General features: G+C 60.3%; 23 protein-coding genes, 2 tRNA genes and 1 pseudogene. 16 read left to right on the top strand and 10 right to left on the bottom strand.

Translation table 11 applies throughout. The annotated features are described in order from the left end of the window. The first annotated feature begins 3 nt into the window (after window positions 1–3). From recO to QP994_RS01040, 3 genes are read left to right on the top strand one after another with little or no spacing between them, the layout of a single operon-like run. Window positions 4–744, top strand: coding sequence for a DNA repair protein RecO (gene recO / locus QP994_RS01050; RefSeq protein ID WP_284865053.1), 741 nt, complete (start codon window positions 4–6; stop codon window positions 742–744). A 7-nt stretch (window positions 745–751) separates the two neighbouring features. Further along, window positions 752–1,486, top strand: coding sequence for an isoprenyl transferase (locus QP994_RS01045; protein WP_284854343.1), 735 nt, complete (start codon window positions 752–754; stop codon window positions 1,484–1,486). After that, window positions 1,483–2,595 carry a VIT1/CCC1 transporter family protein gene (locus QP994_RS01040; protein ID WP_284854344.1) on the top strand — a complete coding sequence of 371 codons (1,113 nt, stop codon included), beginning with the start codon at window positions 1,483–1,485 and terminating at the stop codon, window positions 2,593–2,595. Before QP994_RS01045 ends, QP994_RS01040 begins: the two co-directional genes overlap by 4 nt. Before the next feature lie 46 nt (window positions 2,596–2,641). Here QP994_RS01040 and QP994_RS01035 read toward each other — a convergent pair whose 3' ends face one another. After that, on the bottom strand, window positions 2,642–3,079 hold the full coding sequence (locus tag QP994_RS01035; protein WP_284854345.1) for a Fur family transcriptional regulator: 438 nt from the start codon (window positions 3,077–3,079) through the stop codon (window positions 2,642–2,644). Window positions 3,080–3,300: 221 nt separating this feature from the next. Between QP994_RS01035 and QP994_RS01030 the strand changes: the two genes are divergently transcribed. The 3 genes from QP994_RS01030 to QP994_RS01020 are packed head-to-tail and all read left to right on the top strand — an operon-like array spanning window position 3,301 to window position 5,663. Continuing rightward, entirely contained in the window at window positions 3,301–4,683 is a 1,383-nt protein-coding gene (locus tag QP994_RS01030; RefSeq protein WP_284854346.1) for a glycine--tRNA ligase, read from the top strand. Window positions 4,684–4,698: 15 nt separating this feature from the next. Further along, window positions 4,699–5,214: a hypothetical protein gene (locus QP994_RS01025; RefSeq protein WP_284865052.1), complete on the top strand. Its 516-nt coding sequence runs from the start codon at window positions 4,699–4,701 to the stop codon at window positions 5,212–5,214. Continuing rightward, on the top strand, window positions 5,214–5,663 hold the full coding sequence (locus tag QP994_RS01020; protein WP_284865051.1) for a hypothetical protein: 450 nt from the start codon (window positions 5,214–5,216) through the stop codon (window positions 5,661–5,663). The genes QP994_RS01025 and QP994_RS01020 overlap by 1 nt, the downstream gene beginning before the upstream one ends. A 7-nt stretch (window positions 5,664–5,670) precedes the next feature. Here the strand turns inward: QP994_RS01020 and QP994_RS01015 are convergent, their stop codons facing one another. Next, a complete protein-coding gene (locus tag QP994_RS01015) occupies window positions 5,671–7,677 on the bottom strand; it encodes a TPM domain-containing protein (RefSeq protein WP_284865050.1) in 2,007 nt (668 codons plus the stop codon). A 114-nt stretch (window positions 7,678–7,791) separates the two neighbouring features. Here QP994_RS01015 and QP994_RS01010 point away from each other — a divergent pair, with 114 nt between their 5' ends. Further along, window positions 7,792–9,057 (top strand): deoxyguanosinetriphosphate triphosphohydrolase, encoded by a 1,266-nt coding sequence (locus QP994_RS01010; RefSeq protein ID WP_284865049.1) that lies wholly within the window; start codon window positions 7,792–7,794, stop codon window positions 9,055–9,057. 38 nt (window positions 9,058–9,095) lie between these two features. On the opposite strand, the gene QP994_RS01005 is transcribed toward QP994_RS01010, so the two are convergent. From QP994_RS01005 to QP994_RS00985, 5 genes are all read right to left on the bottom strand, one after another. Further along, the gene (locus QP994_RS01005) at window positions 9,096–9,356 is read right to left on the bottom strand and encodes a metal-sensitive transcriptional regulator (RefSeq protein ID WP_284865048.1); all 261 of its coding nucleotides are present in this window, start codon (window positions 9,354–9,356) and stop codon (window positions 9,096–9,098) included. Beyond that, on the bottom strand, window positions 9,353–10,969 hold the full coding sequence (locus QP994_RS01000) for an FAD-dependent oxidoreductase (protein WP_284865047.1): 1,617 nt from the start codon (window positions 10,967–10,969) through the stop codon (window positions 9,353–9,355). Before QP994_RS01000 ends, QP994_RS01005 begins: the two co-directional genes overlap by 4 nt. A 36-nt stretch (window positions 10,970–11,005) precedes the next feature. Continuing rightward, the gene (locus tag QP994_RS00995) at window positions 11,006–11,173 is read right to left on the bottom strand and encodes a DUF8730 family Cys-rich protein (RefSeq protein ID WP_284854354.1); all 168 of its coding nucleotides are present in this window, start codon (window positions 11,171–11,173) and stop codon (window positions 11,006–11,008) included. Window positions 11,174–11,271: 98 nt separating this feature from the next. Further along, window positions 11,272–12,237, bottom strand: a complete 966-nt coding sequence (locus QP994_RS00990) for a hypothetical protein (RefSeq protein WP_284865046.1) — start codon at window positions 12,235–12,237, stop codon at window positions 11,272–11,274. Between the two features lie 126 nt (window positions 12,238–12,363). Then, window positions 12,364–12,807, bottom strand: coding sequence for a guanyl-specific ribonuclease (locus QP994_RS00985; protein ID WP_284865045.1), 444 nt, complete (start codon window positions 12,805–12,807; stop codon window positions 12,364–12,366). Between the two features lie 44 nt (window positions 12,808–12,851). Between QP994_RS00985 and dnaG the strand changes: the two genes are divergently transcribed. Further along, the gene (gene dnaG / locus QP994_RS00980) at window positions 12,852–14,753 is read left to right on the top strand and encodes a DNA primase (RefSeq protein ID WP_284854357.1); all 1,902 of its coding nucleotides are present in this window, start codon (window positions 12,852–12,854) and stop codon (window positions 14,751–14,753) included. Between the two features lie 30 nt (window positions 14,754–14,783). Continuing rightward, window positions 14,784–15,398, top strand: a complete 615-nt coding sequence (locus tag QP994_RS00975; RefSeq protein WP_284865044.1) for a MazG nucleotide pyrophosphohydrolase domain-containing protein — start codon at window positions 14,784–14,786, stop codon at window positions 15,396–15,398. Window positions 15,399–15,416: 18 nt separating this feature from the next. On the opposite strand, the gene QP994_RS00970 is transcribed toward QP994_RS00975, so the two are convergent. Continuing rightward, window positions 15,417–15,857, bottom strand: a complete 441-nt coding sequence (locus tag QP994_RS00970) for a hypothetical protein (protein ID WP_284865043.1) — start codon at window positions 15,855–15,857, stop codon at window positions 15,417–15,419. A 267-nt stretch (window positions 15,858–16,124) separates the two neighbouring features. Between QP994_RS00970 and QP994_RS00965 the strand changes: the two genes are divergently transcribed. The 5 genes from QP994_RS00965 (at window position 16,125) to QP994_RS00945 (ending at window position 20,538) form a co-directional block, all read left to right on the top strand. Beyond that, window positions 16,125–16,868, top strand: a complete 744-nt coding sequence (locus QP994_RS00965; RefSeq protein ID WP_284865119.1) for a lytic transglycosylase domain-containing protein — start codon at window positions 16,125–16,127, stop codon at window positions 16,866–16,868. 93 nt (window positions 16,869–16,961) lie between these two features. After that, complete coding sequence (eno, locus tag QP994_RS00960; RefSeq protein ID WP_284865042.1) at window positions 16,962–18,236, top strand: phosphopyruvate hydratase; 1,275 nt, start codon at window positions 16,962–16,964, stop codon at window positions 18,234–18,236. 153 nt (window positions 18,237–18,389) lie between these two features. Beyond that, window positions 18,390–18,998: an FtsB family cell division protein gene (locus tag QP994_RS00955; protein ID WP_284865041.1), complete on the top strand. Its 609-nt coding sequence runs from the start codon at window positions 18,390–18,392 to the stop codon at window positions 18,996–18,998. Between the two features lie 5 nt (window positions 18,999–19,003). Next, the gene (locus tag QP994_RS00950) at window positions 19,004–19,573 is read left to right on the top strand and encodes a DUF501 domain-containing protein (protein ID WP_284865040.1); all 570 of its coding nucleotides are present in this window, start codon (window positions 19,004–19,006) and stop codon (window positions 19,571–19,573) included. Continuing rightward, a complete protein-coding gene (locus tag QP994_RS00945) occupies window positions 19,573–20,538 on the top strand; it encodes a Ppx/GppA phosphatase family protein (RefSeq protein WP_284865039.1) in 966 nt (321 codons plus the stop codon). Before QP994_RS00950 ends, QP994_RS00945 begins: the two co-directional genes overlap by 1 nt. Here the strand turns inward: QP994_RS00945 and QP994_RS00940 are convergent. After that, entirely contained in the window at window positions 20,535–20,804 is a 270-nt protein-coding gene (locus tag QP994_RS00940) for a hypothetical protein (RefSeq protein WP_284854364.1), read from the bottom strand. The two genes, QP994_RS00945 and QP994_RS00940, sit on opposite strands and share 4 nt — an antisense overlap. A gap of 88 nt (window positions 20,805–20,892) precedes the next feature. Next, window positions 20,893–20,965: transfer RNA gene (locus tag QP994_RS00935), tRNA-Asn, on the bottom strand. A gap of 196 nt (window positions 20,966–21,161) precedes the next feature. Here QP994_RS00935 and QP994_RS00930 point away from each other — a divergent pair. Both QP994_RS00930 and QP994_RS00925 read left to right on the top strand, forming a co-directional pair. Further along, window positions 21,162–21,235: transfer RNA gene (locus tag QP994_RS00930), tRNA-Ile, on the top strand. Between the two features lie 196 nt (window positions 21,236–21,431). Further along, a pseudogene (locus tag QP994_RS00925) lies at window positions 21,432–22,869 on the top strand (hypothetical protein); the annotation flags it as partial.

The raw sequence follows: 22,869 nt of genomic DNA, 5'->3' as shown, positions 1-22,869 counted from the left end.
ATCATGGCAACCCGGCCTAGTTTCCGCGATCGTGCCTTCGTCGTGCGCACGTACGACTTCGGTGAGGCTGATCGCGTCGTTGTGCTGCTCACCCGCAATCACGGGCTGGTGCGCGCGGTGGCCAAGGGCGTGCGCAAGGCAAAAAGTCGTTTTGGTTCGCGGGTGCAGATGTTCGTGGAGCTCGACGTGCAGCTGTATCCTGCCCGCAATCAGGGGCGCGGCCTGGCTACCATCACGCAGGCTGACACGGTTGCGTATTACGGTCGCGGGATCATCGATAACTTTGATCGTTACACCGCCGGGTGCGCGATCTTGGAGTCGGCGGAAAGGTTGAGCTATGCGGATGGAACGCTTTTCGACGACATCTCCCACTCCCTCCGCCTCCTCCAAGACGCCACCAATCCCACTTTGGTGCTGGATGCCTTCATTCTGCAGGCCACCGCCCATGCTGGCTGGGGTTTGAGCCTGTTCAAGTGTGCCCAATGCGGCCGTCCGGGACCACACCATGCTTTTCACCCACAGATCGGTGGTGCTGCGTGCCTGCACTGCCGCCCACCAGGATCGCGGGAAGTGGAGGAAGCTACCTTGCACATCATGTGGTTGCTGGCCGGTGGGCACTATGCCGCCGCGCAGGAACGTTTGACGGAAACAACCGCAGCGCAAGTGCATCGTTTGACCACGCAGCACCTGCAGTATCACCTTGAGTCGGCGGTGAGCTCACTCAAAATCATGGAGCAGGCATAATGAAGCGGTGACTACTACCCCGCAGGATATCCCCAAAGATCTCATCCCACGCCACATCGCGTTGGTGATGGACGGCAATGGACGCTGGGCACAGGAACGCGGCATGCCACGTACTGAGGGCCACCGTGTGGGCAAGTCAGTGCTCATGGACATGGTGGATGCCTGTATTGAACTCGGTGGGGTGGAGTGGCTGTCCGCCTATACCTTTTCCACGGAGAATTGGCGGCGCAGCCCGGAGGAAGTGCGCTTCCTCATGGGCTTTTCCCGCGAAGTGATGCGTGAGGAGCGTGACCAGCTGCACGCCAAAAACGTGCGCATCGTGTGGGTGGGGCGCCGTCCTCGCCTATGGCGTTCGGTGATCAAGGAACTGGAAATCGCCGAGGAGATGACCAAGGACAACACGGGACTCACCTTGGCCATGTGCATTAACTATGGTGGCCGTGCGGAATTGGTGGATGCTACCCGCGCGATCGCGGAGGCTGCCCGCCGTGGTGAGCTGAAGCCAGGGGAGCTGACAGAAGAAACCCTGAGTAAGTGGCTGTACCGCCCCGATATGCCGGATGTTGATTTGTTCCTCCGCCCCTCGGGTGAACAGCGCACGTCTAACTTCTTGTTGTGGCAGTCGGCCTATGCAGAGATGGTGTACAGGGATATACTTTTCCCCGATTTCACAGCGGAAGACCTTTACAGTGCGGTGTATGAGTATGCGCAGAGAGACCGCAGATTCGGAGGCACTAAATGACGGACGCGGACAAGGGCACGGAGCGACAAGCCCCGTCGCGTGAGCAGATCCGCAGATGGCGCCAGTACCTTGCCAATGAGCGTGCGGAGGCAGCCACCTACCGTGAGCTGGCCAAGAAGCGTGAGGGGGATGAGCGCGAGATCCTCGAGAAGATCGCGGAGGCTGAGTCCCGCCATGAGAAGTACTGGCACGACAAACTCGGCCCGGAAGTGGGCATGCCTCTCAAACCGGATCTGCGCACACGCTTCATGTCTTTCATGGCGCGCAATTTCTCACCGGTTTTTGCGCTGGCTTTGATGCAAACCGCGGAACAGGGGTCACCGTATCTGAAGGACACTGACGCATCCGATGAGATCACCGCGGATGAAGCGATGCACGCGGAGGTTGTCCGCGCGCTAGCCACCCAGGGGCGGGAGAAACTCTCCGGCTCTTTCCGCGCCGCAGTCTTCGGTGCGAATGATGGCCTCGTGTCCAACGTTGCGCTGGTCCTCGGCGTCATGGGTTCGGGTGTGTCGTCCAATTACATCCTGCTCACAGGCATCTCGGGGTTGCTCGCAGGTGCGTTATCTATGGCGGCAGGGGAGTACATCAGCGTGAAAAGCCAGGCCGAGCTTCTTGACGCCTCCACTCCCGACCCCGAAGCCCGCGAACTCTTGCCCAAGCTGGATGTGAACGAAAATGAGCTGGCCTTGGTCTACCGCGCACGCGGTATGAGCGCTGAGGAAGCCGAAACACATGCGAATAACGTGTTCTGGGCAATGATGACGGGCCACCAGCACCACCACTATGACGGGCTGGACGTCAGCAAAGAGGATGCTGACGAGGGTGATAGCTCCGGCGCATGGGCAGCAGCAAGCGCGTCCTTCGTGTGCTTCGCTGCCGGCGCATTCATCCCCATCATCCCGTTTATCTTCGGCCTCGACCCACGCCCGGGCGCTATCGCCGCCCTGGTTCTGGTGTCCTTTGCACTGCTGATCACCGGCGGTATTACCGGCTTGTTGTCCGGCAAGAAGCCAGCGGCACGTGCATTCCGTCAGCTCGCCATCGGGCTTGGTGCCGCCGTGGTCACCTACGCGCTCGGTGTGCTCTTCGGCACGATCATCGGCTAGTGAGTCCAAGGACCCACTAGGAGGTCTGAAAGGCCTCCTAGGCCTCCTAGGATTTCTGTTGGCAGGTGGCGCAGGTGCCGAAGATCTCTGCGTCATGGCCTGACAAGGTATAGCCGTGGCTGGCTGCCATATCTTTGGCCCACTGTTCCACGGGCCCGCCTTCGATCTCCTCACTACGGCCGCAAGAGGTGCACACGAGGTGATGGTGGTGCCGGTCGCTCAAACAGTGGCGGTACAGCGTCTCACCAGTATCAGAATTCAGTGCATCCACTGCACCGATTTCCGTCAAGGTTTGTAGGGTGCGGTACACGGTGGTCAAACCCACCCTCTGGCCACGCTGCGTCAGCTCCTGGTGGATGGATTGGGCAGAGGCAAAACGATCAATCTCCTGCAGAACCTCAACAACAGCGGCGCGCTGCCGAGTATTACGCGCACCAATCTTCGGGGCAGCTGCCTGCCTGTGGGAGTGGGCGTTCCGGGACATGAAATCGACCTACTGTGTTCGTGGGGTGCAGGGGAGACGTCGATAAGCTCCCCGCGAATCTGACCGTGAGTTTAGTCTAGCCACCTGCTAACTTGAAAAGGCTACCTCCACGACATGTGTGCGGGGGTTGGCGAAGAAATGCTACAGGCTAGACTTGGGGGCGTTAATTTGCGCAAACCCCGCGAATGAATCTGAAACCAACGAGGAGAGTTGAACTGCCCATGGCCACGAGTGCTATTGATACCGTCGTTAACCTCTGCAAACGCCGCGGACTTGTGTACCCGGCCGGAGAAATTTACGGCGGCACGCGCTCCGCGTGGGACTACGGCCCGCTCGGCGTGGAGCTGAAGGAAAACATCAAGCGCCAATGGTGGAAGACCATGGTGCAGTCCCGCGCTGACGTGGTGGGTGTGGATACCTCCATCATCCTCCCGCCGCAGGTGTGGGTGGCTTCCGGCCACGTTGAGGTGTTCACCGACCCGCTGGTGGAATCCCTGTACACCCACAAGCGCTACCGTGCAGACCACCTGCTGGAGGCCTACGAAGAGAAGCATGGCCACCCGCCGGCAAACGGCCTGGCAGACATCAACGATCCGGAGACCGGTCAGCCGGGCAACTGGACCGAGCCGCGTGAGTTCTCCGGTTTGATGAAGACATACCTGGGCCCTGTCGATGACAAGGAAGGCCTGCACTACATGCGCCCGGAAACGGCGCAGGGCATCTTTGTGAACTTCAAGAATGTGATGACCTCGGCGCGCATGAAGCCACCGTTTGGTATTGCCAACGTGGGTAAGTCTTTCCGCAACGAGATCACGCCGGGCAACTTCATCTTCCGCACTCGCGAGTTTGAGCAGATGGAGATGGAATTCTTTGTCAAGCCTGGTGAGGATGAGCAGTGGCACCAGTACTGGATTGATGCCCGCCACCAGTGGTACCTCGACCTGGGCATCAACCCGGACAACCTGCGCCTCTACGAGCACCCGCAGGAGAAGCTGTCCCACTACTCCAAGCGCACCGTGGACCTGGAGTACGCCTACAACTTCCAGGGCTCCAAGTGGGGCGAGCTTGAAGGTGTGGCTAACCGCACCGACTACGACCTGAAGACGCACTCCGAGAAGTCCGGTGAGGACTTGAGCTTCTTCGACCAGGAAACCGGCGAGCGTTGGATCCCGTACTGCATCGAGCCGGCCGCCGGCCTGGGCCGCGCGATGATGGCCTTCCTCATCGACGCCTACCACGAGGATGAGGCACCGAACGCCAAGGGTGGCGTGGACACCCGCGTAGTGCTCAAGCTGGACCGCCGTCTGGCACCGGTCAAGGTTGCTGTTTTGCCGCTGTCCAAGAAGCCGGAGCTCGCTGGTCCGGCACAGGAGTTGGCACAGACCCTGCGCCAGCACTGGAACGTTGACTACGACACCTCTGGTGCCATCGGCCGCCGTTACCGCCGCCAGGATGAGATTGGTACCCCGTTCTGCGTCACCTATGACTTTGACTCCCTCGAGGATGGTGCCGTCACCGTGCGTGAGCGCGACACGATGGAGCAGGAGCGCGTGCCTCTCACTGAGCTGGAGTCCTACCTGGCTGCACGCCTGATTGGTTGCTAAGAGAGGTCTCGCACAATGCACTACGTGAGCTGGGATCGCACCAACCGGGATGAGCCGAAGCTTCTGGCGGAGGCTGGTCCGGAGGTGCTGGCCACCTTCACCCATGACTCAGCGCAGGTGGAAGGGGATACGTGGGCGCTCATCACTACCCCCGAATCCGGCGCTGTGGCCAAGGACGGCTCCGGCCGTGAAATTGTGCGCGCCGACGGTTCCCTGAAGCGGGACAAGCAGCTCACCGTACACGTGGACGGCGCGCAGTACGTCATCGTGGGTGAAACGTCGAAGAATTTCATCATCGATGACGCCGCCGGGCAGAAAGTTGCCCAGTTCACCAGCGATCACAATGGTGTGCGCAAAGCCATCCTCGAATTCGAGGGCGAAACCACTCTGCCGTACACCCATATCGTGGCCCTGGCCTGGGTCTCGCGCCTGATGCTGGAAGCCCGCAAGATGCTCAACAGCACCGCGTTGATTGGTTTCTTGGTGTTCTTGAGTGTCTTCATCATCCTCGTCTGGATGATCGGCCCCTAATGCTCGCCGCAACATGGCGCGGGCCTCAGCTTATCGACGCCGCCGGCGTCTCCCTCGCCACCTTCTCCCTCCCCGATTCCGCCTTGAAGATCGCCGGTGGCCCGCCGATCACCGTTGAACACACCGCCGGCGCCATGCGCTGGGAAGTCACCGGCACCACCGCGGAGGGGGAAACGTGGACTGTGCGCACCCACGGTTTTGGCGTACGCGTCCTCACCGCCCGCTGTGGTTCGCGCTCCTACCGGTTGGAACGCTCGGGTCGGATGTCGAAGAAACGGACAGTGACCAACGCCGCCGGGGCTGTCATTGCTGAAACGTCCCCGCGGGGATTGCAGGATCTCGCCGTCACGCCAACGGCAGCAGCATCCGCTGTGCCGCTGGCGGACATCGCGTTTATGTCGTGGGCGCTTACGCTCATCGATACGCCTGCACGGCGCACGATGATCTAGTCAGGCTTTAGAAGCTTCCGCCGCGGCCGTAGCCTCCGCCCCCGCCCCCGCCGCCGCCGAAGCCTCCGCCTCCACCGCGACTGCTTCCGCCTCCGCCGCCGAAGCCACCGCCGCCACCACTGAGGATTGAGCCCCACAGGATCGCATTCGCCATGGATTCGAAGGTCTGTGAAGTACGCTCGCGACGGTACTGGTTCACATCATCCTCGGCAGCGCGGATAGCGCGCCGGGCGGTGTCCGCAGCAGTACGAGCGAACTCGATGGCGCCCTTCGTGTCCGAGATGCGGCGATTGCGTGCTTCCGCATCCTGGCGCTGCGCCTCCGCGAGGAGGGTGCGGGCGTGGGAGCCGATGATGCGACCACGGGACTGGATGAGGTCCTGGGCGCTTTGAATCTGCGCGGCTGTGGCCTGCAGCTGCTGGTCAAGGAGCTGCAGCTGGCGCTGCTGGTTGGTGGCGGCGCCGCGGGCACGGTCAATCTGTTCATCAATATCCGCATCCAGCTCAGTGAGTTCGGTGTACAGCGCCAGCGGATCGTTCTCGGGGCGGTTGCCCATCGCGTTGAGTTCCTCGTGAGCACGGGTAGAAATCGCATCGAGGGCTGAAACATCAATGCGGGCGCCTTGCTGCGTCTGCTGCTTCAGCTGTTCAATCTCACGGAGTTCATCGCGGATCTCCTGGATCAGCGCGGGCAGGTTCGTGCGGGCAGTGGTGATGTTGGTATCAGCGTGCTCGATGGAGCTCAGGTTGGTGTCGGCGACTTCGACGGCGTGTTGGGCGGACCGGAGGACGTCGATAAGCGCACCCTGCTGACCAGCTGGCTGAGCGGCGATGCCACGGGCTTGCTCGAGCTGCCGCTCCGCCTCATTGATGGAGCCCACAGCGATATCCACGTTGTGAGCGATGGACTCAAGCAGGGTGTCCGCATACCGCTCCTGGAGGCCCTGCAAGGTGCTGCGAGCAGGCTCGATGCGTGCGCGCAGGTCCACGGTGCGCTGGAAAATCGTGTTGATTTCATCGCCGGCTTTCATCAACACGCCACGCAGCTCCTGGAATTCTTCAGAGCGATCCTTCAGGGCCTGGTCTGCCGTGCCGCAGGAAGAAATGATGTCAATGAGCATGGCGCGCTTCTCCGGCTCGGTTTCCGGGATCGCGTCATAGAGCCGTTGGTGGATCCCAAACGCACGCTGCAAAGCAGAGGTGGCCTGGTTCATAGCGGCCGTGAACGGGCGCACACGGTCGGCGCCGAATTCTGCAGAGGCCACCGTGAGTTCTTCCTTGCCCAGGCGGATGGATTCATCCGTGTGCACGAGTGCATCCCGTGCGAGTTCCTCCAACGTCGGGGTGGGCAGACTACCAAGTGAATCAGTATCGCCCGGGTTGAGCTCGCGGGCAGCGTCAAGCTGCTTCTTCGAGGTCTTCTTGTTCTTGTTGCGGCCGTACAACCAGAAACCGCCACCGGCAGCAGCGGCAGCACCCACACCACCGGCAACAAGGCCAAGGTCAGAACCATCACTGGCCCCGTTCACTGCGGTGATGGCATCCACACCTGCCTGGCCGAAATTGTCCTGAGTGAGCTGGTTGAAGGCGCTGTCATACATCTTGTCAATGTCGCCGGTGGGCCAATCCGAGCCGCCGTAGACGTAGAAATCACGGTGCTCAGGGGAGATAGCGATCACTGCGGTGTTTGGGCCCTTGGCGTCCACCGCTTCCACAGCCCAGCCTTCCGCACCCTCTGGGCCGAAGTTGTCGGAGTACACAACATAGGCGTTGCGGCCCTTGCTCTGCTGCAGTTCCTGGATAGCGTTCTCGATGGCAGTGACCTCGTCGCTGGATAGCACTCCGGCTTCATCGAGGACCTTGTCGCGCAGATCGCTCGGTGACAGCACCGTCGCGGCTGGTGCTTGTGCCTGAACGGAGTCCATGACCGCCAGGGCCAGGGGAGCAGCAGATAAAGCAATCCCGCCAGCCAGAACTGGGGTGGCGAGGGCAATACGGATATAGCGCGAAGTCATGGCCACGAGACTACCAGCGTGAGCCTAGGGCGAGACCTGAAAACCGGCGTGCGTGGACTCGCCACGATGCCTTCGTGCGTTTAGTGCGAAATCCGGTCTAGGCTCGATAGTGCTATGACTTACCAGTATGGATCGGCGGATTTTGCCCGCCGTGCGCCGGAGGGGGAGAAGGGGTCGCAGCTCGCCGGCGTTGACGAGCTCCGCGATGCGTTCGCGCGTGATCGTGCGCGGGTGTTGCACTCAGCTGCTTTACGACGCCTCGCCGACAAAACCCAGGTCGTCGGCCCCCGCGATGGCGATACCCCACGCACCCGTCTGACGCATTCGCTGGAGGTCGCCCAAATTTCACGCAGCATCGGCGCTGGTCTGGGCCTCAATCCCGACCTATGTGAGATGGCGGGACTCACGCACGACATCGGTCACCCGCCGTATGGCCATAACGGGGAGGTTGCGCTCAACGAGCTCGCCGCGGGGTGCGGGGGCTTCGAAGGCAATGCGCAAACACTGCGCATTCTCACCCGCCTTGAGCCGAAAGTGCTTGTACGCGGATCATCCTTCGGCCTCAATCTCACCCGCGCCGCCCTTGACGCGGCCTGTAAGTACCCGCGCACCCGCACGAACGCGGACGGTACAGTCAACCGCAAGTACGGGGCCTACGACGAGGATGCGACGATTCTCGCCTGGCTGCGCGAAGGCCACACCGATGACAAGCCGCCAATGGAAGCGCAGGTCATGGACTGTTCCGATGACATTGCGTACAGCGTTCATGATGTCGAGGACGGCATCGTCTCCGGCCGCGTTGATCTGAAGGTGCTGTGGGATCTCGTGGAACTCGCCGCCCTCGCGGAGAAAGGGGCAGCCGCATTCGGTGGCACCGCCGATGAGCTTATCGACGCCGCAGCCCGCCTCCGCGCCCTCCCCATCGTCTCAGCCGCCGCCGACTTCGACTTCTCCCTCACCGGATACGTGACCTTGAAGAAGATGACGTCCGAGCTGGTTGGCCGCTATGTTGGTGCCGTTGTCGCTGCAACGTTGGAAGCCAACGATGGTCCCATCGGCCGCATGCACGGCGACCTTGTCATCCCGCCGGAAGCTGATGCGGAGGTCCGCCTCCTCAAAACCGTGGCCGTCCTCTACGTCATGGACATGCCAGCCCACATCGCACGCCAAGACCGGCAGCGTGACCGGATCCGCCGCGTCTACTACTACTTGACTGCCGGCGCGCCGGGCACCCTGGACACCATGTTTGCCGCCTGGTGGAACGAGGCTGAAACTGATGCCGAGCGCCAGCGTGTGATCATCGACCAGATCGCCTCCATGACCGAGTCACGCCTGGAACGCACGGCGAAGAAGATCGCCTCCTTCGAGGGCTACTTCTAGGGCATGTTCACGAACATGCCCTAGAAGAGAGACATGACCTAGGAGAGGGAGAGGAAAAGCTTCTCCAGCTTCTCCGCGTCCACTGCCTCGGGTCCCTCATCGCGGTAGCACTGCTTTAGGCCGGTGGCGATGATGGAGTATCCCGCACGGTCAAGCGCCTTCGATGCAGCAGCGAGCTGCGTCACCGCGTCCTCGCATTCCTCGCCGGCCTCGAGCATGCGGATCACCGCATCGATCTGCCCACGCGCACGCTTCAACCGCGTGATGGACGGTTTGATGTCTGCGGGGTCGAGCTTCATGCGCTTGCCTTTCCGTGCTTCCAAGTGAGGTAACCGCCATCTAGGTTAGCCACGCTGTATCCCAGATTCGTGAGCAAGCAGGCCGCATTGTGCCCACGCAAACCAACCTGGCAGTGAACAATGACATCCTCATGGCCAGCGATTTCCGTGTGGCGCTCACGCAACTCATCGAGTGGGATGTTCACCGAACCCGGAATGCCGCCGGAAGCGAATTCGCCAGGGGAGCGCACATCAACTAACAGTGCGCCCGCCGCCATCCGCTCATCCAGCTCGTGCCACTGCACGCTGTGTTCCCCGCGGCGCAGGTTGTCATTAATGAAGCCCGCGAAGTTCACCGGATCCTTGGCTGAGCCGAATTGCGGTGCGTAGGCCAGCTCCAGATCAGCAAGACCCGTTGCGGTCAAGCCGGCGCGCATGGCCGTGGCAATGACGTCGATGCGCTTATCTGCGCCTTCCTCGCCCACGGCCTGGGCGCCGAGAATCGCATCGGTCTTTGCATCCACCACGAGCTTCATATGCAACTGCGACGCACCCGGGTAGTACCCGGCGTGATTCAGCGGGTGCAGGTGGATGACGCGCACCTGCTTGCCGGCGGCGCGTGCGCGACGTTCGTTCCAACCTGTCGACGCAGCCGCCAACCCAAAGACACCCACGATCGCGGTACCCAACACCGGCACCGAAGCGGAATCCCGGCCCGTGATGACATCCGCAACGATGCGCCCGTGACGGTTCGCGGTCTGCGCGAGCGGGACCAATGTTGCGTCTCCGGTGTGGAAGTCTTCCTTCGTAGCGGCATCACCGAGTGCGAAGATGTGCGGATCAGAAGTACGCAGCTGGTTATCCACCAGGATGCCGCCGTTTTCCGCCACCTCCAGCCCGGCGTCTCGGGCCAGCTCACTCGCCGGACGAACACCCACAGCGGCGACGACAACCTCGGCCGCGATCTCTTCACCCGAAGACAGAACGACGCCCGCCTCCGTCACCTTCTGCGCCTGCGCATTCCTGCGGACTTCCACACCGTTCGCTTCCATGCGTTCGCGCACAAGCTGCGCCATCTCGAGATCCAGTGGACCCAAGATCTGTGGGCCGGCCTCCACCACGGTGGTGTTCATACCGCGGTGGCGGAGGTTTTCCGCCAGTTCAAGGCCAATGAAACCACCGCCGATGATCGCGGCGGACTTCTTGCCCGCGATCACCTCAACGATGCGGTCCACATCTTCCACAGTGCGCAGCGTTAACGCCCGATCAATGCCTTCAATCGGCGGCACGAACGGAGTCGCGCCGGGGGAGAGCACCAGCTCGTCATATTCAATGACGTCCCCAGCATCGGTGGTCACTGTCTTCGCCTCGCGATCAATGGCCACCGCCCGTGTTTTCGCCCGGACATCAATGTTGAAGCGCTGCTTCAGTGCCTCCGGCGTTTGTAACAGAAGCGCGTCCCGCTCCTTGATCACGCCGCCGGCGTAATAGGGCAGGCCACAGTTGGCAAAGGACACGTACTCGGAGGCTTCCAGCACGATGATGTAGCGGTTCTCATCGTTGCGGCGTAGACGAGTCGCCGTGGACATGCCACCGGCAACGCCACCGATGATCACGGTCGTGGGGGTGTTCATGTTTATCGAGTCTCCTGTGATGAAACGGCGGATGGGTTAGCCAAAGAGTCGGCTGAGAAAGCCCTGCTTCTTCGGGGCGGAAGCATTGCGGGGGCAGGTGCACCACTGGCCCGGCGCCACGCCAGCCTTCACCTCATCGACGTGGTTTCCACAACCAGCCCACGTGGTCTTACCGCAAGATTTGCAGGGAACGGGACGGCACATTGCTTCTCCTTGTTGTTCAATTGGACTCGGATACCCCTCCGGGTATGTTCAAACATTATACCCCTAGGGGTATGTAGCGCAATGGGGAGCTTGGAGCGCTAAGCAAGATTTCGGCGGCGTAGATGTCGTGCGGCCTTCACTTCATGTACGAAAGCGTCAGGGTTCGCCTCTATCTCCTCGGTGGTGAAGTAGAGCTTGCGATATCCGCGGGAGGCCATCCATCGTTCCCGCTTCCGAAGCCTCGCGGCCATTGACTGCAGTTTCGGCTCCGATTCCATCGCGAGCCACAAAGGATCCTTGTCAATTTCAATGATCACGTCATTGCCAACGAGAAGCGTCGCCCGCCCCATCCCCTCAATTTCATGCTGCACCCGCACATCCACTCCAGCCTCAACGAGCAGCGAGTACGCGAGCAAGTATGAAAATGACCCCAGCTCCGCCGTGTACTGAGGTAAACGAACCGCCAAGGTCTTCCAATGCGGATGAATCGGGCCATCAAAATTCTCGGCGTACGAAGAAATCGTGTCCGCGCTGAGCCCGTGCTCGCGCAACCAGCCCACGGCAAGCCGCGCATTCGTGGCGTCCCCCAATCGGCACAGATCAAGATAGGTCCGCAGCGGATGCGTGACACGCACCCCATCAAGCTCCACGATCTCATCCACCCGGAGCTTCACAGACTTGAATCGGGTCTTTTCGGGAAGCCTGCTTTTCGACGGCTGATGCCCCGACGGCAACGCCATCACCACAAACCCGTCATCGGGCCGAAGAAACCACATTCCCCATTGCGCCGCAGCCCATATGCCGATGAGCACAGCTTTCCTTGTGTCCCCCACCGCAGCAGCTCCGCGCACGACGATTTTCTGCTTCGAAGAAAGACTGAGCCACCACTCCGCCTGAAGAGCGCTCGTTCGTGCCACGTAGCGGAGCTGGGGTGAAGGGTGTGCGGGATCCTCTGGTGAAACCTGAATTCGCTCCCGCATGAAGCGTTGGCGTAACTCTCGCGCTGTCTGGATCTCTTCAACGTCCTGACCAGCGAACTCTAACCATTCTTGCGCATCTTTCATGTCCCCGATGTCCCCCTGATTTACGTGATCTCCCCTGAATTCACGGCGATGAATTCAGGTTTCATCATAGGCTTCCGCGGAGGAAGAAGGGAGAGGAAGAAGAGGAGGGAATGAGGGGTGGGTGGGTTATTCCACGTCGGCTTCGGGGATTTCGCAGAAGGTCCCGTAGTGGTCCCAGGTGTAGTAGTACACATCCGGGTCTTGTGGGGTACCGCCGCCGGTGACGAGGCGGCGTTCGCCGCGACCGGTTCGTCCTGGTGTGGGCACGGTGTATTCGCGGTAGTAGTTCGAGTGCTCTTCTGGGAGGATGCTCTCGTAATTGCCAAAGTGTCCGCCGTCGGTGGCGGGGTATGTGAGGGGGGAGTTGGAGTGGATGTCGTCGATAAGCGAAAAAGCTTCTTCAGGCACTTGGCTGGGGCCGCATTCGCTGACTTCGTCGTGGAGGAATGAGTAGCCGATCGCCAGCATGGTCATCAGTGTGATGGCGAGGAGCAGGGGGAATGCCGGCGATTGCCGGTTGGTACTGTCGCCGTCGTTCGATGCAGAGCGACCCGTAGAGCCAAGAGACATGGCCACCATATTAAAGCCTTGGCCAGCGCGGTACTATAAGCGCCATGGCTAGGGGCAGGATTCCGGATAGTGACATCGAGGCGATCCGTGAGCGTGCCAACATCGCGGACATTGTGGGGGAGTATGTCCAACTGAAACCCGCGGGACACGATTCCTTGAAAGGTCTCTCGCCTTTCAAGGATGAGAAAACACCGTCATTCCACGTGCGTCCTGCACGAGGGTACTACCACTGCTTTTCCACGGGGAAGGGCGGCGATGTCTTTTCCTTCATGATGGAAATGGAGCAGCTCAGCTTCCCGGAAGCGGTTGAGGCTGTGGCTGAGGAGATCGGCTATCACATCAACTACCAGGGCGGATCCACTGGTGCGCGCGATGTGAAGCCTGGGACTCGTGCGCGTTTGCTTGCTGCGAATAAGGCTGCGCATGAGTTCTACCGTGAGCAGCTGGAAAAACCGGAAGCTGAAGTGGGGCGTCGGTTCTTGCTTGATCGCGGTTTTGACCGTGAGACTATCCACCACTTTGAGTGTGGCTACGCACCGGACGGATGGGACACATTGACCAAGCACCTGCTGCGTAAAGGTTTTGGTGCGCAGGAGCTGCAAGAAGCGGGGCTGTCCACGATGGGGAGGCGGGGGCCGATTGATAAGTTCCGGCGTCGTTTGTTGTGGCCGATCAAGGATGTTGCTGGCAACGTTATTGGTTTTGGCGCTCGCAAGCTTTTCGACGATGACCAAATGGGCAAGTACATGAACACCCAGGACACAATGCTGTACCACAAGTCCAAAGTGTTGTTCGGTCTGGATTTGGCCAAGAAGCACATTGCGCAGGGGCACCAGTGCGTTGTGGTCGAAGGCTATACCGACGTTATGGCCATGCATGCCGCCGGTATTAAAACCGCTGTGGCTGCTTGTGGCACCGCTTTTGGCAAGGACCACATGAGCATCATTCGCCGTCTCATGTTGGATGACAATTACTTCCGGGGTGAGCTGATCTACACCTTCGACGGTGATGAGGCTGGCCAAAAGGCGGCGATGCGTGCTTTTGAGGGAGACCAGCAGTTCACGGGACAATCCTTCGTGGCTGTCGCGCCGGAGGGGATGGATCCGTGCGATCTGCGGATGGCTAAGGGTGATTCCGCGGTGCGGGATTTGGTGGCAAGCCGCATTCCCATGTTTGAGTTTGTCATCGAGTCTTTGTTGAAGGATTATTCCCTCGACACGGCTGAGGGCCGTTTGCAGGCGTTGCGTCGCACGGTGCCGGTGGTGGCGCAGATTCGCGACACCCCGTTGCAGACTGAATACGCTCGCCAGCTCGCTGGCTGGGTTGGGTGGCCGGACCCGAATGAAGTGATCCGCCAGGTGCGCGCGGAGGCGAAGAACCCGAAGGCGCCGAAGCGTCGGTCGTGGGAGCCGGCTGCCCCGCAACAGCAGCAGCCCGCGCCGGGGCAGGAAGCATTCGTTCTACCTAATCCGGAAGATCCACGGTTGTGGGCGCAGCGCGAAGCACTCAAGGTGGCGTTGCAGTATCCGGGTGCTGTGGGGAGCTACTTCGACGGGATTAATCCGGACGCGTTCACCCACCCGGCGTATCGTGCGGTGCGCGACGCGATGGGCAAAGCCGGCGGCACTTCCAATGTGGCCACCGAAGCGTCGGGTAGGCAGTGGATTACGCGTGTCTCCGAGGAGATGCTGAACGACGCTGGGCGCAACTTCGTTTCGGAGCTAGCGGTGGAGGATATCCGTGCGGAGGATCCTGTGGCGTATGCGGACTCGGTGCTGTCCCGCCTGCAGGAGGTGCGGGTGGGCAACCAGATTGCTCAACTGAAATCCCAGTTGCAGCGCATGCGCCCGAGTGATGATGAGATGGCGTATAACGCGCTGTTCTCCGATCTCATCGCGCTTGAGCAGGCGCGGCGAGAGCTGAATGAGCGGGCCTTCCGGGGATAAAGAAGCAGGACTGACTCTAAGATCTAGTCCATGACCATCCTCGTCCTTGATTCTCGTTGGCCTGATCTGATTCCTTTGGCTGTTGCTACTGGCCTTGAAGGTCCAATTGCATACACGGATGAGGTGCCAGATTCGGTTCGGTGGAACTTGGGGGACATTGCGGTCACCGACTCGGTTGAGGGAACCCTGATCACCACTGATGTCTCTGATCCGGCGGTGCAGGAGCGCATTAAGGCGGGGGAGAGGCTCATCGAGGCTTCGTCGCTTGTGGATCCGGTCCAGGAGGCTCAACGCGTTATGCACGTTGCTCGCGCTCGTGGGGAGTGGGAGCAGACCCAAACACACACGAGCTTGCTTGAGTACCTCGAGCAGGAAACGCAAGAACTCATTGAGGCAGTGAGGGACAACCACAGTGAGGAAGATCTGAAGAAGGAACTGTCCGATCTCCTTCTTCAGGTCTTGTTCCATGCGGAGCTCGCTGCGGAGCGCGGTGCGTTTACGTTCGCGGATGTGGCGGAAGCCTTCGTGAACAAGATGAAAGTTCGTGCGCCTTATCTTTTCGACGGTTCTGTGGGGACGGTTTCCGTCGATAAGCAAGACCGCCTGTGGGAAGAAGGCAAGCGCAAAGAGAAGTCCGCGGAATAGGCAGCTGAAACCGTTGGGCTAGAGGCTGCTGCCGGCGGGGAGGATGGCCGGGAGGACGTCGCGAAGCTCTGGCACACCTGCGTCTGCGGAGAGCTTGGAGGCGAATTCGATGGCCTGACTTTGCGGGGTGGCCGGGTCTGCCTTGACTACACCGCATGCGAGTGCGCGGTCGGCGACGGCGTTGATCGTCGGGGTGGTGAGGAGCTTGGTGGTGGCGTCAGCGCCGAAGGCCGTGTTCAGGTTGTTGACCAGCTGGCTGCGGGTGGTGTCGCCCTTGGCCATATCGGTGGCGCGGAGGATAGAGCCGACGGCGCCACAATCGAGGGTGGCGATGTTGCCGTTGAAAGCCTTGAGCAGCTCAAAGGTGTTGTTCTGAGCGTCGGCCTTGGTGGCAGTCAGGGCGCCACCGGCGACGGTAGCGGCGAGAACAGCGGTGATGGCGGCGGTACGGATGCGCATGGGGAAGGGGGTCCTTTCGGGCAGGCAAATGAGTTGTTTTACAGACGAACATTGATACTACAGTGACGCAAGTGAAATTTGTTACTTAATTTTGGAATGGGGACCCCCTATCGATCCCGAGCTGATGCAGGTTGGTCAGAATGTCGCGCCGGGACTGTAGAGTGAGCCACCGTGACAGCACCCAGATTTCAGCCACGACGCCGCCGCAGAAGGCGCGCAGGTAATCCTGTGCGCGGTTGCGGTTGTGGCGCGGTGCTTGCTGTGCTCATGGTGATGGTCTTGGTCATCGCACTGACCTTCTGGGTGATCAGCTTGCTCGATATTGATGCCCCGGGATCCCGGCGCCAGCCAGTGCCGACGGATGTGCCGCCGGCAGCAGCAGCGTCACCGCCAGCCGTGGATATTCATGGCCCCGGTCGCACTGCTGATTTGCTCACGGAGTGGGCGCAACCTATCGCGGAGGCCACCAAGATCGATCCGCAGGCGGTGCGCGCCTACGGCAACGCCGAACTCATCGCGGCTGAAGCTTGGCCGAATTGCAATCTGCGCTGGAACACGCTTGCCGGAATTGGGTGGGTGGAAACTCGCCATGGCACATATTCAGGGAAGCTTTTCGACGGAGCCGAGCTCGACAACACCGGCGTCGTCGTCCCGCCAATCGTCGGTCCTGCCCTTGACGGCACCCAAGGGTTTGCCCGAATCTTGGACACGGACAACGGGCACTATGACAATGACACGGAATTTGATCGTGCCGTTGGCCCGATGCAGTTCATCCCTGAATCCTGGAACCGCTTTGGGCGTGATGCCAACGGCGATGGCTATGCCGACCCGCAGCAGATTGATGATGCTGCCTTAGGGGCGGCAAACCTCCTGTGTAGTGGCGGAAGGGACCTGAGTGCAGCGGAAGATTGGCAATCAGCGATCTTGGGTTACAACCATTCTTATGACTATCTTGCCCGCGTCCGAGATGCCGCCGCGAACTATGCGTTGGGGCAAGCAGCACATAGATAGCTAACAGATAGGCATTAGCGTTACGTAGCTGCCTAATCCTCCGTACAATTAGGGGTGGCCAATCCACCACTGATGTAAAAGGAGACATTCCAAGTGGCTGACATCATGCTGACGTTCGCCCGCGAGATCATGGACTCTCGCGGTAACCCCACGGTTGAGGTCGAGGTCTTCCTCGAAGACGGTTCCCACGGTATCGCTGCGGTTCCGTCCGGTGCCTCCACTGGCGAGCATGAGGCGCACGAGCTGCGCGACGGCGATGACCGCTACGGCGGCAAGGGTGTGCAGAAGGCTGTCACCAACGTTAATGAGACTATTGCGGACGCTATCGCTGGGATCGAAGCCGATGATCAGCGTGTGCTGGACCTGACCATGATTGAGGTTGACGGCACGGACAACAAGAGCAACTTGGGCGCTAACGCCATTTTGGGTGTGTCCATGGCTGCGGCCAAGGCAGCTGCGGATTCCGCTGGTCTCCCGCTGTACCGCTACATCGGTGGCCCGAATGCCCACATCCTCCCAGTGCCGATGATGAACATTCTTAACGGTGGTGCTCACGCTGACTCCGGTGTGGATGTTCAGGAGTTCATGATCGCCCCGATTGGTGCGGAAACCTTCACCGAGGCACTCCGTCAGGGTGCTGAGGTCTACCACGCGCTGAAGTCCGTGATTAAGTCCAAGGGTCTGTCCACCGGTCTGGGCGATGAGGGGGGCTTTGCACCGTCGGTCGGCTCCACCAAGGAAGCACTGGACCTGATTGTTGAGGCTATTGAGAAGGCCGGCTACAAGCTGGGCGAAGAGATCGCTCTGGCGCTCGACGTCGCTTCCTCCGAGTTCTTCGAAAACGGCACCTACAACTTCGAAGGCGGTCAGCACACGGCCGAGGAGATGGCCAAGGTCTACGCCGACCTGGTGGAAAACTACCCGATCGTGTCTATCGAGGATCCGTTGGATGAGAACGATTGGGAGGGCTACGTCAAGCTCACCGCTGAGATCGGTGACAAGGTGCAGATTGTTGGCGATGACTTCTTTGTCACCAACCCGGAGCGCCTCGCCCGCGGTATCGAGCAGAACGCAGCGAACGCTCTGCTGGTGAAGGTGAACCAGATTGGTACCCTCACCGAGACCTTCGATGCTGTTGAGCTGGCACACCGCAATGGTTACCGCACCATGATGTCCCACCGTTCCGGTGAGACTGAGGACACCACCATTGCGGATCTGGCAGTGGCCCTGTCCTGTGGCCAGATCAAGACTGGTGCGCCGGCACGTTCTGAGCGTGTTGCTAAGTACAACCGCCTCATCCGCATCGAGGAGGAGCTCGGCTCGGCTGCTGTGTACGCCGGCCGCGACGCGTTCCCGCGTTTTAACTAGGCACGAGTGAAGGATGTGGCATCCCGGCTGACTTTGGCACACCTAAAGTGCCAGGTCGCGGAAATGCGGGGTGCTAGATCCTTCACTCTTCTCATCTATGCGCACGTCGTGCCGGGGTGGAGCCCCTGACGGCGGGTAAAGTACTCAGTCACTATGGCCACATCACGCACACCAGGCACGCGTCGCCCGCGCAGCAGCAAGCCACGCATCAAGGTGCCCACCACCGTCCCCGTGGCCAGCCGTGATGCTGCTGCCCGACGGGCTACCGCAGCACCGAAGCGGAAACGCGTAGAGATGCTCAAGGGCGATATTTTGGGTGTGGCCGTCCTGATCACCGTTGTTCTGATCGTGCTCATCGCAATTGCGGTTCCTTTGCGCAACTACTACTCCGGACGTACTGAGATCGCGCGGCTCGAGGCCTCCATTGAGAACAAGAAAGAACACAAGGCTGACCTGCAGGAGCAGCTGGACCGCTACAACGATCCGGAGTACGCGAAGCAAGAGGCACGCCGTCGCCTGGGGATGATGGAACCCGGTGAAACCGCTTGGCGCATCATTGACCCCCGCATGGACGTGGATCACCTCACCACCGGGCGCATGGACGACATTGATCCGGACACTCCCTGGACCACCATCCTGTGGGACTCCCTGCGCGAAGTGCCAGAAGTGCCGGTAGCGCCGGAAGCACCTCAAGAACCACCAGCCGACGCACCCGTTGACCCGCCAGTAGAGGAGCACGCACCGGAGCCTGTGGAACAATAGCGGGCATGGATGCACGTGGGTGTGATTTGGAAAGGGACCTGGGGGTCGTCGAGAAGCAATTAGGGCGTAGGCCACGTGGTGTGATTGAGATTTCCTACCACACGCCTGACGGGCAGCCCGCTGTGGTGATGACGGAGCCGAAGCTTGAGGATGGCACGCCTTTTCCCACGCTGTACTACCTCACTGATCCGCGTTTGACGGCGGAGGCCTCCCGGCTGGAGGTGGCGCAGGTGATGAAGTGGATGGAAGCCCGCTTGAACGCGGATGCGGAGTTGAAGGCGGATTATGAGGCCGCGCACCGCCACTACTTAGACAAGCGCAATGCGATCCATGATCTGGGCACGGATTTCTCTGGTGGCGGCATGCCTGACCGCGTGAAGTGCCTGCATGTTCTCATCGCGTATGCCTTGGCTGAGGGACCTGAGCGTCTGCGTCTGGGGACGGAGGCCGTGGCGCTGGCAGCAGATCGCGGCAACTTGCGCGGCACGGCGATTCCGGCGGACTGGCCGACTCTCACAGACCTGGGTATTGAGGATGCCTTGGAGCAAGCCGCCGCATACCAGGGGGAGAAATAATGTCCGTCGTTGCTGGCGTTGACTGTGGCACGAACTCGATCCGCCTGCTCATCTGCGAGGTTTCCGCGGATGGCACGTTGCGTGAAATCACGCGTGAGAACACCATCGTCCGCCTGGGCCAGGGTGTGGACGCCACGGGGCGCTTGCATCCTGACGCCATCGCGAGGACACGGGAGGCGCTCGCTAGCTACGTGGAGCGGATGGCCGCCGAAGGTGTGAGCGCCGTGCGGATGGTGGCAACATCCGCCACACGTGACGCCAGCAACCGGGACGAATTTTTCTCCATGACCGCGGAACTCCTCGGCCGCATCCAGCCGGGTGCTGTCGCGGAAGTGATCAGCGGGGAAGAGGAAGCAGCTTTGTCCTTCGCTGGTGCGACGGTGGATATTGATCCAGCTCGTGGCCCCTTTTGCGTGATTGATCTGGGTGGTGGGTCGACGGAGTTTATCGTCGGCAAGAATGCGCGTGAAATTTCTGGCGCATTCTCTACGCAGATGGGTTGCGTCCGCGTGACGGAGCGCATCATGGTCAGCGATCCCGCCGCACCCGAAGAGATTCACAACGCGCGCCTGCTTATCGACGAAAAAATCACCCAAGCAGCCTCCCACGTCCCACTGGGTGAGGCAGCCACTTTGGTCGGGTGTGCCGGAACCTTCACCACGCTGTCCGCGTTGGCTCAGAGCTTGGATGCGTACGACCCGGAGGCGATCCACATGTCTGAGATCAGCTTTGGTCGGATGCGGGACACCACCGCGACGCTGGTGGCCCACACCGCCGCGCAGCGCAAAGAGAACCCGGTCATGCACCCGGGTCGCGCAGATGTCATTGGTGCTGGCGCAGTTATTGTTGAGCAGCTCATGGCCGCTTTTGAAGAACTTTCTGGTGGCCGGATTCAGTCCTTCATTATCAGCGAGAAAGACATCCTCGACGGCATTGTGGCCGGACTGGTGAAGCTGAGGGACTAATCCTCGTCCGGTTCGTAGATCTGCGGCTCATTATTGTCGATAGTCTTGCCTCGGCCCTTGCCCTTGCGCAGATCCTTCACCTCACGCATACGCGGATCCGGGTCGAGTGAGTTCGCAATAGCCTTACGCGTCGAACGAAGTGCCTGCTGTGTCACAGGGGAATTGACCACCTTCTGCGTGGTGTTCACGATCTGGTGGTAGCGCTTACGCCCCGCCTTCGTTCCAAAGACATATCCGGCTGCTGCTCCGACGACAAACTGGATCATGGCCACGAGCCTACCGGTTCTCCAACGTCATGCCAGTGGCGGGGGAGGAAAGACAAAACCCAGCGCGGTGGGGCGCTGGGTGACTGTGCTCCCGCAACTGGGCTCGAACCAGTGACCCTTCGATTAACAGTCGAATGCTCTGCCAACTGAGCTATGCGGGATTAACTTTTCGCTTCACAGCTTTGGATGTAGACCTTGTGCTGTGCAACGAAGTGATACTCTAGCGTCTTTCTTCATAAGGTGACAAATCGCCAGCGTGTGAACAATATTCGGGTCGCCATTGGGAGATGAAAGAGCCACGGTTATACTCATTCTTCGCAACGTCTGGCGGGGAGCTACTCCCTGCCTGGCAGCGAAGGGGCTATAGCTCAGTCGGTTAGAGCCGCGGACTCATAATCCGTTGGTCGCGGGTTCGAGCCCCGCTGGCCCCACAAACTTGTATTCGCACGCACGCATTCCCTGACGTGCTGATCACTTGCTGCTTTGGCTGGGGACTACCCGATGGTAGTGCTGGAGCGGAGTTGGTTTACACTGGAACTATTCGTGCTGAGCGTTCTCGTCGCAGCAAAAGAGAGATGCGCTGTCACAGCTGTGGCGGTGCTTTATGTTGTTTCCCTGGAGTTATAAGTGAAGAAGTTTTTCCGCAATACAGTTGCGGGCCTGGCCGCCAGTGCCCTTGTCGCCGGTGTGCTCACCGCACCGCAAGCAGCGGCAGAAGCACCCAAAACAACTGACGTCAACCTTCCGCTGGCGTGCTACGTGTACCCGAAGGGGCGTGCAGCCGGGCTTAGAAGGGCTCTTGACATGGGCAATGATTTTGCATTGTCGATGAAGGCGACTGCCCCTGAGACCGTCGAGGCTGGTGACGAATTTGAGTACGTCATCGATCCCGGAACCGTTGTGCTTCCAACCGAGATGAAGGCGCAGGGGCAGACAGTGGAAGCCAAGTACATCTCCCAGGCGAACCTGTGGATCGATCTGCCTGAAAACGTTGAGCTGGTTTCCTTTGAGTACGACAAGACAACCCCGCTGAAGTTCAACGTGCTGCAGGATGGCAACCGCCTCCGTTTCGTCGGTGAGAACCGACGCGACGATTCCCATACCGTTGGACCAGTAGGGTTCACGGGAAAACCCGTCGGCGACAACCCCGCAGAATGGGCGGGTAAGCCAGGCAGTCGCTGGTTCTACGGTGGTGCCCATTTCAATGCTGGAGATGCTAAGAGGGGTAAGTTGCCAAAAGTGACTTTGAAGCTCAAAGCCACCGGCTCTCCTGGTAGCACCGCTCAAGCGACAATCCGGAATGCTGATGCGAAGAACAATCCTCCAGAAGCATTTGTCCAAGGGCTTCTGAACGGCAAGATTGCTGGGAGGACATTTAACGGTTTGGCTCGCTGTGGGTTGTCTGAGGACTACACGGGTCGCGGCGCTAGAAAGGCGCCGGCTACGCCTTTCCCAGCAGTGACAATCGTGGAAAAGCCGGAACCAACCCCAGAGCCGGAGCCAAGTCCGGAACCGTCCGAAGAACCAACCCCGGAACCACCGAGTTCGGAGCCAACTTCTCCTGAATCCGAGACACCGCAGGAATCAGAGCCGACGAAGAGTTCTGAGTCTTCGACGACGGAGAAGAAGCCTTCCGAGGATCCGAAGCCGTCGTCTACGAAGACTGAGCCGACTAAGGAGCCGGAACCGTCGCCGACGAAGCCGTCGACCTCTAAGTCCGAGCCGACCAAGGATCCTGAGACGCCGAAGGAATCCACGACGTCGACTATTTCTACGACAACGACCTCGCGGGCAGAGTCCTCGACGCCTACCAAGGATCCGGAGCCGTCGAAGAGTTCTGAGTCGTCGACGACGGAGACGAAGCCTTCCGAGGATCCGAAGCCGTCGACCTCTAAGTCCGAGCCGACTAAGGAGCCGGAACCGACGAAGGAGTCGGAGACTCCGAAGGAATCCACGACGTCGATTACTTCTACGACAACGACGTCGCAGGCAGAGTCCTCGACGCCTACCAAGGATCCGGAGCCGTCGAAGAGTTCTGAGTCGTCGACGACGGAGACGAAGCCTT

The sequence above is a fragment of the Corynebacterium sp. MSK044 genome, assembly GCF_030232825.1.
In the GTDB taxonomy this organism is placed as follows: domain Bacteria; phylum Actinomycetota; class Actinomycetes; order Mycobacteriales; family Mycobacteriaceae; genus Corynebacterium.
Note: the sequence above shows the minus strand (reverse complement) of the source record. Positions and strands in the feature narration are given on the sequence as shown.

What these genes read in the sequence shown, in the direction of transcription:
- recO (WP_284865053.1), top strand. Translation starts at nt 4, where the DNA reads ATGGCAACCCGGCCTAGTTTCCGCGATCGTGCCTTCGTCGTGCGCACG.
- QP994_RS01040 (WP_284854344.1), top strand. Translation starts at nt 1,483, where the DNA reads ATGACGGACGCGGACAAGGGCACGGAGCGACAAGCCCCGTCGCGTGAG.
- QP994_RS01035 (WP_284854345.1), bottom strand. Translation starts at nt 3,079, where the DNA reads ATGTCCCGGAACGCCCACTCCCACAGGCAGGCAGCTGCCCCGAAGATT.
- QP994_RS01030 (WP_284854346.1), top strand. Translation starts at nt 3,301, where the DNA reads ATGGCCACGAGTGCTATTGATACCGTCGTTAACCTCTGCAAACGCCGC.
- QP994_RS01025 (WP_284865052.1), top strand. Translation starts at nt 4,699, where the DNA reads ATGCACTACGTGAGCTGGGATCGCACCAACCGGGATGAGCCGAAGCTT.
- QP994_RS01020 (WP_284865051.1), top strand. Translation starts at nt 5,214, where the DNA reads ATGCTCGCCGCAACATGGCGCGGGCCTCAGCTTATCGACGCCGCCGGC.
- QP994_RS01015 (WP_284865050.1), bottom strand. Translation starts at nt 7,677, where the DNA reads ATGACTTCGCGCTATATCCGTATTGCCCTCGCCACCCCAGTTCTGGCT.
- QP994_RS01010 (WP_284865049.1), top strand. Translation starts at nt 7,792, where the DNA reads ATGACTTACCAGTATGGATCGGCGGATTTTGCCCGCCGTGCGCCGGAG.
- QP994_RS01005 (WP_284865048.1), bottom strand. Translation starts at nt 9,356, where the DNA reads ATGAAGCTCGACCCCGCAGACATCAAACCGTCCATCACGCGGTTGAAG.
- QP994_RS01000 (WP_284865047.1), bottom strand. Translation starts at nt 10,969, where the DNA reads ATGAACACCCCCACGACCGTGATCATCGGTGGCGTTGCCGGTGGCATG.
- QP994_RS00995 (WP_284854354.1), bottom strand. Translation starts at nt 11,173, where the DNA reads ATGTGCCGTCCCGTTCCCTGCAAATCTTGCGGTAAGACCACGTGGGCT.
- QP994_RS00990 (WP_284865046.1), bottom strand. Translation starts at nt 12,237, where the DNA reads ATGAAAGATGCGCAAGAATGGTTAGAGTTCGCTGGTCAGGACGTTGAA.
- QP994_RS00985 (WP_284865045.1), bottom strand. Translation starts at nt 12,807, where the DNA reads ATGTCTCTTGGCTCTACGGGTCGCTCTGCATCGAACGACGGCGACAGT.
- dnaG (WP_284854357.1), top strand. Translation starts at nt 12,852, where the DNA reads ATGGCTAGGGGCAGGATTCCGGATAGTGACATCGAGGCGATCCGTGAG.
- QP994_RS00975 (WP_284865044.1), top strand. Translation starts at nt 14,784, where the DNA reads ATGACCATCCTCGTCCTTGATTCTCGTTGGCCTGATCTGATTCCTTTG.
- QP994_RS00970 (WP_284865043.1), bottom strand. Translation starts at nt 15,857, where the DNA reads ATGCGCATCCGTACCGCCGCCATCACCGCTGTTCTCGCCGCTACCGTC.
- QP994_RS00965 (WP_284865119.1), top strand. Translation starts at nt 16,125, where the DNA reads ATGGTGATGGTCTTGGTCATCGCACTGACCTTCTGGGTGATCAGCTTG.
- QP994_RS00955 (WP_284865041.1), top strand. Translation starts at nt 18,390, where the DNA reads ATGGCCACATCACGCACACCAGGCACGCGTCGCCCGCGCAGCAGCAAG.
- QP994_RS00950 (WP_284865040.1), top strand. Translation starts at nt 19,004, where the DNA reads ATGGATGCACGTGGGTGTGATTTGGAAAGGGACCTGGGGGTCGTCGAG.
- QP994_RS00945 (WP_284865039.1), top strand. Translation starts at nt 19,573, where the DNA reads ATGTCCGTCGTTGCTGGCGTTGACTGTGGCACGAACTCGATCCGCCTG.
- QP994_RS00940 (WP_284854364.1), bottom strand. Translation starts at nt 20,804, where the DNA reads ATGATCCAGTTTGTCGTCGGAGCAGCAGCCGGATATGTCTTTGGAACG.